General features: G+C 65.5%; 7 protein-coding genes. 1 reads left to right on the top strand and 6 read right to left on the bottom strand.

The window, feature by feature from the left end; all coding sequences use genetic code 11:
* Positions 1-136: 136 nt before the first annotated feature.
* From AC6LJW_RS29085 to ggt, 5 genes are all read right to left on the bottom strand, one after another.
* On the bottom strand, positions 137-2005 hold the full coding sequence (locus AC6LJW_RS29085; protein WP_498088936.1) for a dipeptide ABC transporter ATP-binding protein: 1869 nt from the start codon (positions 2003-2005) through the stop codon (positions 137-139).
* Positions 2006-2019: 14 nt separating this feature from the next.
* A complete protein-coding gene (locus AC6LJW_RS29080) occupies positions 2020-2898 on the bottom strand; it encodes an ABC transporter permease (protein ID WP_056570076.1) in 879 nt (292 codons plus the stop codon).
* Positions 2895-3839 (bottom strand): ABC transporter permease, encoded by a 945-nt coding sequence (locus tag AC6LJW_RS29075; protein WP_056316436.1) that lies wholly within the window; start codon positions 3837-3839, stop codon positions 2895-2897. Before AC6LJW_RS29075 ends, AC6LJW_RS29080 begins: the two co-directional genes overlap by 4 nt.
* A 129-nt stretch (positions 3840-3968) precedes the next feature.
* Entirely contained in the window at positions 3969-5480 is a 1512-nt protein-coding gene (locus AC6LJW_RS29070; RefSeq protein WP_056570075.1) for an ABC transporter substrate-binding protein, read from the bottom strand.
* Between the two features lie 46 nt (positions 5481-5526).
* The gene (gene ggt / locus AC6LJW_RS29065) at positions 5527-7155 is read right to left on the bottom strand and encodes a gamma-glutamyltransferase (RefSeq protein WP_056570073.1); all 1629 of its coding nucleotides are present in this window, start codon (positions 7153-7155) and stop codon (positions 5527-5529) included.
* Between the two features lie 93 nt (positions 7156-7248).
* Between ggt and AC6LJW_RS29060 the strand changes: the two genes are divergently transcribed.
* Positions 7249-8151: a LysR substrate-binding domain-containing protein gene (locus tag AC6LJW_RS29060; RefSeq protein ID WP_056570071.1), complete on the top strand. Its 903-nt coding sequence runs from the start codon at positions 7249-7251 to the stop codon at positions 8149-8151.
* Positions 8152-8154: 3 nt separating this feature from the next.
* On the opposite strand, the gene AC6LJW_RS29055 is transcribed toward AC6LJW_RS29060, so the two are convergent.
* Positions 8155-10326 carry a phosphocholine-specific phospholipase C gene (locus tag AC6LJW_RS29055; protein WP_498088935.1) on the bottom strand — a complete coding sequence of 724 codons (2172 nt, stop codon included), beginning with the start codon at positions 10324-10326 and terminating at the stop codon, positions 8155-8157.
* Positions 10327-10430: the final 104 nt, after the last annotated feature.

Here is a 10430-nt window from a genome sequence, read left to right as displayed (position 1 = left end):
GTCAAGAGCACGAACAGCAGGCGCGCCAGCAACGGGAACGCGACCAGCAGCAGACACAGCAACGCCATCAACAGCAGCGCGACCAGCAGGCCCGGCAGCAGCAGCAGCAGCAGCAGCAGCAGCAGAAACCGCCGCCTCAATAAACCCCAATCGCATGCCGCGCCACAAAATGCCCATCTCCCACGGCAACCAACGGCTCCACCAGCGGCTCATCCCCCACCCGACGCATCGGACTAGGAATCTCATCCACCAGCAGCGACCGCTCCCGATGCCGCCGCTGCGGATCCGCAATCGGCACCGCCGCCATCAGCTTCTTCGTATAGGGATGCTGCGGATTCTCAAAAATCGCCCGCCGCGGCCCGATCTCCACGATCTGGCCCAGATACATCACGGCCACCCGGTGGCTAACCCGCTCCACCACCGCCATATCGTGCGAGATGAACAAAAACGACACACCCAATTCACGCTGCAAATCCAGCAGCAGATTCACGATCTGCGCCTGAATCGACACATCCAGCGCCGATACCGACTCGTCCGCGATCACCACCTTGGGGTTCAACGCCAATGCCCGCGCAATGCAGATCCGCTGACGCTGCCCGCCCGAGAACTCGTGCGGATAGCGGTCGATCATCTCGGGCAGCAGCCCACACTTGTCCATCAGCCAGCGCACCCGCTCCTGCGCCTCTTTACCGCGCGCCACTTTGTGGATCAGCAGCGGCTCCATGATCGAATAGCCCACCGTCATCCGCGGATCCAGCGACGCGAACGGATCCTGGAAAATGAACTGGATATGCTGGCGCAACGTCTGCATCGCGCTGCCCCGCAACGCGCCGATGTTCTTGCCGTCGAACTCAATTGACCCGCTCTTGCTCTTGACCAGCTGCAGCAATGAACGGCCAGTCGTCGTCTTGCCACACCCCGACTCGCCCACCAGCGACAGCGTCTCGCCGGGGTACAGGTCAAAGCTGACCTTCTCGACCGCATGCACCCGCTTCTGCACCCGGCCCAGAATGCCGCCGGTAATGTCAAAGCTGGTCGTCAGATCCCGGACCTTCAGCACCGGCCCATTCTCGCGTCGCACCGTCGACGGCGCCGCCACAGGCGTGTCCACCAACCGCGCCGGATTCGGCACCCGCACCGCCTCGTCCACCTTCAACAGCGGAAACGGCGCCGGCTCGTCCGTGCCCTGCATCGCCCCAAGGCGCGGCACCGCCGACAGCAGCGCTCGCGTGTAGGCATGCTGCGGACGCGCGAAGATCTCGTCCGACCCGCCCTCTTCCACCTTGTCGCCCCGGTACATCACCAGCACCCGGTCGGCCACTTCCGCCACCACGCCCATGTCGTGCGTGATGAAGATCACGCCCATGTCCATTTCTTCCTGGAGCTGGCGGATCAGTTGCAGGATCTGCGCCTGGATCGTCACGTCCAGCGCGGTCGTCGGCTCGTCGGCGATCAGCAGTTGCGGCTTGCACGACAGCGCCATCGCGATCATCACGCGCTGGCGCATTCCGCCCGACAACTGGTGCGGGTAGCGGTCCAGAATGGCGCGCGCCTCGGGAATCCGGACGCGCTCCAGCATGCGCAGCGTCTCCGCCCGCGCCGCCGCCGCGTCCAAGCCCTGGTGCAGCTGCAAGGCCTCGGCAATCTGATTGCCCGCCGTGAAGCTGGGGTTCAGCGACGTCATCGGCTCCTGGAAGATCATCGCCACGTCCGCGCCGCGCACGCGCTGCAGCGTGGAATCGGGCGCGCTGACCAGGTCCAGGACGTCACCGCTGCGCCGGCGCAGCAGCATCCCGCCATTGGCGATGTGCCCGCCGCCGTACTCGACCAGCCGCATCAGCGCCAGCGAGGTCACCGACTTGCCGGAGCCAGACTCGCCCACGATGGCCAGCGTTTCGCCGCGGTTCACGTGAAAGGAAACATTGCGCACCGCTTCCACGGTGCGTTCGGGCGTTTTGAACCGCACCGTCAGGTCATTGACCTGCACGACGCGGTTGGAATCCATGGTTGCCATATCGATTACTTTTCCTGACGCGGATCGAGCGCGTCACGCAGCCCGTCACCCAGCAGATTGAAGCCCAGCACCACCAGGAAAATGGCCGATCCGGGGAAGATCGACATCCAGGGCGCCTGGGTCATGAAGTTCTTGGCCGTGTTGAGCATCGAGCCCCACGACGGCGTCGGCGGCTGCAGGCCCAGGCCCAGGAAGGACAGGCTGGCCTCGGCGATGATGGCCGTGGCGATTGTGATGGTGGCCTGCACGATCAGCGGCGGCATCACATTGGGGAACACGTGCCGGCCGATGATGCGCAGGTCAGACGCGCCCAGCGCGCGGGCGCTCTGCACGTAGTCCTCGTTCTTGACTGCCAGCACCTGCCCCCGTGTCAGCCGGATGAACTTGGGCGCGGCCGATACGCCGATGGCGATCATCGCGTTGGTCAGGCTGGGCCCGAGAAAGGCGGCCAGCGCAATCGCCAGGATCAGGAAGGGAATGGCCAGCAGGGCCTCGGTGGCGCGCGAAATGATGCTGTCCGTCCACCCGCCGAAGTAGCCCGCGGCCAGGCCGAATGGCACGCCCACGATCAGCGCGATCAGCACCGACACCAGGCCCGCCATCAGCGAGGCGCGCGCGCCGTAGACCATGCGGCTGTAGATGTCGCGGCCCAGTTCGTCCGTACCCAGCCAATGCGCCGCGGACGGCGCCTTGCGGATGGTGGTGAAGCTGGTCTGCAGGGGATCCTGACTGACGATGAACGGGGCCAGGATGGCCACCACCACGAAGAACAGCACGATGCCCAGGCCGAGCATCGCGATGCGGTTGCGTTTGAATTTGGCCCACGCGCGATTGCGGCTGCGGGGCGGCGTGACGGCTGCGGCCGTTGCAGGAATTGCGCTCATGAGTGCCTCAGGCGGGGATTGACCAGGATGTACAGGATGTCGGCCAGCAGGTTCATCAGGATGAAGCCCACCGCCACGCAGAGCACCACGCCCTGCACCACCGCGTAGTCGCGGGTGAACACCGCGTCGACCACCAGCTTGCCGAAGCCCGGGATCGTGAAGACCTGTTCGGTCAGCACGGCGCCCGCCAGCAGTTCGCCGAACAGCAGCGTCACCAGCGTGACGATCGGCATCAGCGCATTGCGCAGCGCATGACGCAGCACCACGCTTCGCGGCGACACGCCCTTGGCGCGCGCGGTGCGCACGTAGTCCGCCGACAGCGCTTCCAGCATGGACGAGCGCGTGTGGCGCATCAGGTACGCCGCGATCGCCGTGGACAGCACCAGCGACGGCATCAGCATGGTCTTGATCGACAGCCAGAAGTCTTCAGAGGGAGACACGTAGCCCGAGGCCGGCAGCAGCTTCCACTGCACCGACACCACCATGATCAGGATGATGCCCAGCCAGAAATTGGGGATGGACATGCCGGATAGCGCCGCGATGTTGGCCCCCATTTCGACAGGCTTGCCTTTGCGCACGGCGGCGATGATGCCCATGGGAATGCCCACCAGCAGCGCAAAGAACATCGCCATGGCGGCCAGTTGCAGGGTGACGGGCAGCTTTTGCGCGATCAGCGTCGTGACGGGCACGTCGGTGCGCAGGGACTTGCCCAGATCGCCTTGCAGGACCTGCCCGGCCCAGGCCGCATACTGCATCGGCAACGGGTCGTTCAGGCGGTATTTATCGCGCAGGTAGTCCAGGACAGCCGGGTCGCGCTCTTCGCCGGCCAGGGTCAGCACCGGATCGCCGGGCAGGATTTTCTGCAGCATGAACACGATCATCGACACCAGTATCAGTGTCGGGATCGCGACGATCACGCGGCGCAAGATGAGTTTAAGCATGTGGGAAACCGTAAGACTGGAACGACGGACGGCGCCGGCCGGACAGGGCCCGATGCGCGTCCGCCGCAAACGACAACCGGACGCGCAAGGCGCGTCCGGCGGGCGCGGCGGGCATTCGCCGCTCCGACATTACTTCTGCGCGAACGTCACGCCCTTGAGCCGGATCATACCGTCCGGATAGGGCGTGAAGCCCTGGACCTTCTTGCCCATCACGAAGGGCCACGGCTGGTAGTAGTTGTACACGCCGGGCAGTTCGTCCTGGATGATGGCCTGCGCCTGGTCGTAGATAGCTTTGCGCTTGGCTTCGTCCGGGACCGTGCGGGCCTGATTGAGCAGCTTGTCGACTTCAGGGTTGCAGTAGTGGCCGTCGTTCAGCGCGCCCTTGCAGGTGACGAAGGCGTGGATGTTGCCGTCGGGATCGACCCGGCCGGACCAGCCCAGCATCACGATCTGGAAGTTGCCGCCGGCGGATTCCTTCTGCAGCGCGGCGTATTCCGTGGGACGCAGGGACAGGTCAAAGCCCGCCTCGGCGGCCATGGCCTGCACGATCTCGGCGACGGACGAGGTGGTGGTGTTGTTGCCGAACACCAGCTCGGCCTTCACGCGGTCAAAACCGGCCTGCTTGAGCAGGCTCTTGGCCTTGGCCACGTCGCGCTTGGTGACCGGGAACTTGTCGCTGTGATAGGGACTGGCGGGCGGGAACGGCTGTTGGGCGGGTTCGAAGATGCCGCCGCCGGCCACTTCGTTGATGGCGTTCCGGTCGATGGCGTACTGGAACGCCTGGCGCACCAGCTTGTTCTTGAACGGGTTGTCTTCGGCGCGCTTGCCGTTGTCCACGTTGAACATGAATTGCTGGAAGCCCAGACCCGCCACCGGCGCGAACGTCAGGCTGGCGTCGGTCTTGACCTGCGGCGCGTCGGACGGATTCAGGCGTTCGAGCATATCCAGGTCGCCGGCGCGCAGGTTGGACAGGCGCACGGTGGTGTCCGGAATGGGCAGGAAGGTCACGCGCTTGAACGCGTAGTCCTTGGCGCCGTAGTACTGGTCGAATTTCTCCAGGACGATGCGGTCGTTCTGGATGCGTTCGACGAACTTGTACGGGCCGGAGCAGATGGGCTTGCGGCCCACCGCGGCGACATCGTCCGTGAAGGTCTTGGGCGACAGCATCATGCCGGCGCGGTCGGACAACTGCGCGAGCAGCGTGGCGTCCGGTTCCTTCAGGGTCAGCACCAGCGTGGTGGCGTCGGGCGCGTCGACCTTGGCCACCGAGCGCAGCTCGCCCTTGCGCAGGCTGTCCGGCAGGCTCATGGCGCGGTCGAGGTTGGCCTTGGCCGCCGCCGCGTCGAACTTGGCGCCGTCGTGGAACAGCGCGTCGTCGCGCAGCTTGAAGGTGAGCACCTTGTTGTCGTCGCTGAACGACCACGAGGTGGCAAGCTGCGGCACGAAGTGCAGTTTGGGATCGATGTCCACCAGCTTGTCGCACAGCGACGTGAACACGATGCGGCCCACGTAGGTGCGGGCGCGGTGCGGGTCCAGGACATCGGGATCTTCCTGCAGGCCGATCCGGATGTTCTGGGCGCTGGCGGCGCCGGCGGCCAGTGCCAGCAAGCTGGCGCCGAAAGTCATGGTCAAGCGTTTCATTGTGTTTATTCCCCTTGTTGCTGCATTTGCCGGTATCAGGAACCGCTTAGAAACCCACCGCCTGGCCGTCACGACGGCTGTCGCTGGCGGCGACGTAGCCCAGTTCGTTGTCGTTCTCGGACATGCGCCAGATGAATTGGCCGGCGCCGAAGTCCATGTACGGATCGTCAACGGATTTCAGAGCATGCCCCAGGTCCTTCAGTCCCGCAATCGTCGACGCCTTCATATTGGTCTCGATATCCAGCGTGAAGTCGCGGTTGACCTTCCAGCGCGGCGCGCAGCACGCGGCCTGCGGGTTCTGGTGGTAGTCGATCATGCGGACCACGGTCTGCATGTGGCCCTGGGGCTGCATGTCGCCGCCCATGACGCCAAAGCTCATGACCGGCTTGCCGCCACGCGTGAGGAAGCCCGGGATGATGGTGTGGAACGGGCGCTTGCCGCCTTCGACGACGTTGGCCGACTTGGGATCCATCGAGAAGCCCACGCCGCGGTTCTGCATGCTGATGCCGGTGCCCGGCACGACCACGCCGGATCCGAAGCCCATGTAGTTGGACTGGATGAACGAGATCATCATGCCGTTTTCATCGGCGGCGGTCAGGTAGATGGTGCCGCCCGCGTGCGGACGGCCGGCTTCGAAGTGGGTGGCCTGGTCCAGGCGGATCAGCTTGGCGCGGCTGTCCAGGTAGGCGTCCGACAGCATCTGTTCGGGCGTGACCTGCATGGCGCGCGGGTCGGCCACGTACTTGTACAGGTCGGCAAAAGCCAGCTTCATGGCCTCGATCTGGATGTGCTGCGATTGCACCGAATCCACGGGAATGTCGGCCATGTCGAAGCGTTCGACGATGCCCAGCGCGATCAGCGCGGCGATGCCCTGCCCGTTCGGCGGGATTTCGTGCAGCTCGTAGCCGCGGTACGACTTGGAGATGGGCTTGACCCATTCCGGGCGATAGCCGCGCAGGTCTTCCAGCGTCATCGCGCCGCCGCATTCCTTGCTGAAGGCGGCGATGCGCTCGGCCAGTTCGCCTTCGTAGAAGTCGCGGCCCTTGGATTCGGCGATGCGGCGCAGCGTGTTGGCGGCGTCGGGGAAACGGAAGTGCTCGCCGACCTTGGGCGCGCGGCCTTCGGGCAGGAAGGCCTGGGCGTAGCCGGGCTGCGACTTCAGTTCCTCGGCAGCGGCGGCCCACTTGTGCGCCACCACGGGCGGCACGGCGTAGCCGCGCTCGGCGATCTCGATGGCGGGCTCGAACAGTTGTTCGAACGGCAGCTTGCCCAGCTTTTCATGCAGCGCGGCCCAGCCGGCCACCACGCCGGGGACCGTGACCGAGTCCCAGCCGCGCTTGGGCTGGATGGCCAGGCCGTTGTCGCCAGTGCCGTACTTGCGCTTGAAGTATTCGGTGTTCCATGCGGCGGGCGCCACGCCCGACGAGTTCAGGCCGTGCAATTCCTTGCCGTCCCAGACGATGGCAAAGCAGTCGCCGCCCAGGCCGCACGAGACCGGTTCGACCAGGACGATCGTGGCCGCGGCCGCAATGGCGGCGTCCACCGCGTTGCCGCCCTTGAGCAGCATACGCAGACCCGCCTGGGCCGCCAACGGGTGCGACGTGGAGACCACGTTGCGGGCGAACAGCGGGATGCGAACGGAAGGATACGGGTTGCCCCAGTCGAAGGATTTCATGTGGCGGGTCTCATAACGGTTAAGCGGGCGAAGTTACTCTCGTGCTTTAATTAAATCAATTTGATTTTTTGTTCCGTCATAAAAGAATTTTTTATGAGTACGATCCGATTCCTGCGCACGTTTCTGGCGGTCGCGCACCACGGTTCCTTCTCCGAGGCCGCCGAGCAGGTCGCGCTGACGCAGGCGGCCGTCAGCTTCCAGATGCGCTCACTGGAAGCCGAACTGGGGCGGGAGCTCTTTGACCGCAGCGGTCGCCTGGCCATCCTGAACGCGGCCGGGCGCGAATTACTTCCCGAAATCAAGCACTTGCTGGATTTATACGACAGACTGAGGCGCCCGAGCACGGCGCCCGGCGAATTGGCCGGATCGGTGTCGGTGGGCAGCATCGTGTCCTGCATGGGCACGCTGTCCAAGGTCATCTCGGGGCTGAAGAAGGCCCATCCCAAGCTCGACGTGCGCATCCTGTCGGGCAAGGCCAGTGAACTGGCGGGCAAGGTGGAAGACGGCGAGCTGGACGCCGCGTTTTTGGTGGAGGCGGGCCGCAAGATGGCCAGCACGCGCTGGACGCCGCTTTATCAAGAACAGATGGTGGTGATCGCCCCGCGTTCGGCGGCCGGCAAGGATGCCCGCGAGGTGCTGGCGGGCAATCCCTTCCTGCGCTTTGACCGGACCCAGCGCACCGGGCTGCAGATCGACCGCCTGCTGCGGCGCATGGCGGTGCCGGTCAACGACTTCCTGGAACTGAACGCGATCGAGACACTGGTGGAACTGGTGCGCCAGGAGGTCGGCGTGACGCTGCTGCCGCTGATCAACGGTGCGAACTGGCAGCACAGCCCGGAGCTGCGGATTTTTCACCTGCCCGAAGACCTCGGGCCCCTGTCGCGCTCCATCGGCATGCTGGAACGCCGCGAGCACGCCCGCCAGGGCATCACGGCGGCGATCTGCGAGGCGTGCGCGCAGGCTTTCCGCGCACGCGAACCGCAGACCGCCGCGTGAGGCTTACTCGGCCATGGCCGGGTCCGTGACGGACGCCTTGCCCGTCTCGATGCGGCCTGCAAAGCGGCGCAGCCACGACGGATCCTCGGTCAGGCGCACCGTGAAGTCGTACCAGGCATGGCTGGCAGCCAGCGCCCAGTGCTGCTCGACCTGCCCGCCCGCCGGGACCGTGAACGTCCAGCGCTCGTGGTTGGCGTAATAGGCGTTGGGCGTCACCTCAAACGTGCAAGGCGTCTTGCCGGCGTTGATGAAGCTGACGTAGGCGTCGCCGTTGGCGATGTCGTAGCAGACGCGGATCTCGGCTTCCTGCTGCGCCGTGCGGTCGTGCGCCAGATCCCCCGCGAAATGGCGGTGCCAGCCGTTGGGACCCAACACCCACAGGTCGTACTTGCCGCCGTCGGCCGCCGTGTCCCAGCTGCCTTCAAGCTGTTTGTCCGGTTCCACCGTGTAGCGGCGCGGCAGGCGATCCAGATGCAGGCGGTCGTAGACGTGGAACACCGCCGCCTGTTTGCCCGTGTTGGAAAACACCAGCCACATGTTGCCGGTGCCCGGCTGGCTGCGGCCGCTCGCGTGCAGCTCGTAGGGCAAGGCGCGTGAATAGCGCACGCCCTTTTCTTGCACGCCCTTGGCCTGCGTGGACGGATCGGGCAGCGGCACCGCAGTCAGCGCTTGCTGGGCAGCGCGCTCCTGATCCGCACCCGTGCGGGTCAGGATGTTCAGATCCGGCAGCTTCTCGTCATTCGGCGTCGCGAAGTTGAATGCCGAGGTCAGGTCGCCCAGCACGGCGCGGCGCCACGGGCTGATGTTCTCTTCCTTCACGCCGAAGCGGGCTTCCAGGAAGCGCAGCACCGACGTGTGGTCGAACGCTTGGGAATTGACCCAGCCGCCGCGGCTCCACGGCGACACGACGTACATCGGGACGCGCGGACCGGGGCCGTAGACGCGGTTATCGGCGGCGTCCTGGGCGGACGCGTGCGTGTGGCGCTCGAGGTCGGTGTTGACGGTGGAGGCGCCGGCCATGGAACCGTCCGCGTTCAGCGACGGCGCGGCAGGCGGCGGCACGTGATCGAAGTAGCCGTCGTTCTCGTCGAAATTGATGAGCAGGACGGTTTTGCTCCAGACATCCGGATTGGCGGTCAGCGCGTCGAGCGTTTCCTGGATGTACCAGGCGCCTTGCACGGGGCTGGACGGACCGGGGTGTTCGGAGTAATCGGCGGGCGCGACGATCCAGGAGATCTGCGGCAGCGTGCCGTTGAGGGCGTCGTCGCGCAGGGCTTGCAGGAAGCCGCCGTCGGGCATGGTGTTGGCCGTGCCCTTGTACAGCGGATTGGACGCATCCATGCTGGGCGTCCAGGCGGGGTACGGCGCGCCATTGGTGCCGTTGCCGGCCAGTTCGTTGGCGCGGCGGTACTGCTGAAAGCCGGCCAGCGGGTTGTCGCCGAAGTTCTCGGGCAGGTTCTGGTAGACCTTCCACGTGACGCCGTTTTCCTGCAGGCGCTCGGGATACGTCTTCCAGGTCCAGCCGGTGGTCGAAGCGCCCAGGCTATCCCATTGATTGCGGGTGGACGGGCCATTGCCCTGCGCCAGCGGGTCGTTGGTGCCGGTCCAGTGGAACAGGCGGTTGGTGTTGGTGCCGCCGTGCGTCGAACAGTGGTAGGCATCGCACAGCGTGAAGGCGTTGGCCAGCGCGAACTGGAATTCCACTTCCTTTTCGCGGTAGTAGCCCATGGACTGGTTCTGCTTGTAGCGCGGCCACTGGTACATGCGGCCGCCGTCCCAGGCCATCTGGGCGTCAACGTAGTCGTGCGGCGTGCCGGCCACGCGCTGGGCGTTGCCCTGGGTGCTGTCCAGGTGATACGGCATGACGACGCGCGTGCCGTTGGTCTGTTCCCAAACCGAGCGCTCTTGCGGGAGCGGAATGGTGATGCGGTCGCCAAAGCCGCGCACACCCTTGAACGTACCGAAGTACATATCGAACGAGCGGTTTTCCTGCATCAGGATGACCACGTGCTCGACGTCGTTGATGGTGCCGGTGCGGTTGTTGGCGGGAATGGCCAGCGCGCGGCGGATGGCCGGCGGGAACATCGACAGTGCGGTCAGCCCCGCGGTGGAGGCGGCGGCGTTGCGCAGGAACCGGCGCTTGCCGGCGTGGATCGTGTCTTTTTCGGACTTCACGGATGCTTTTCCTAAGGGTCTATGCAAAGGGCGCGGAGGGCGAGCCTCAAGGCGCGCAACGCAGTTCGGGTTTGGCGGGCGGCGGCGGCGCGGGCGTCTCGGGC

This window comes from Achromobacter sp. 1012554356, from assembly GCF_059760815.1.
The sequence above is the reverse complement of the archived record's forward strand: the minus strand, read 5'-3'. Positions and strand labels throughout refer to the sequence as shown.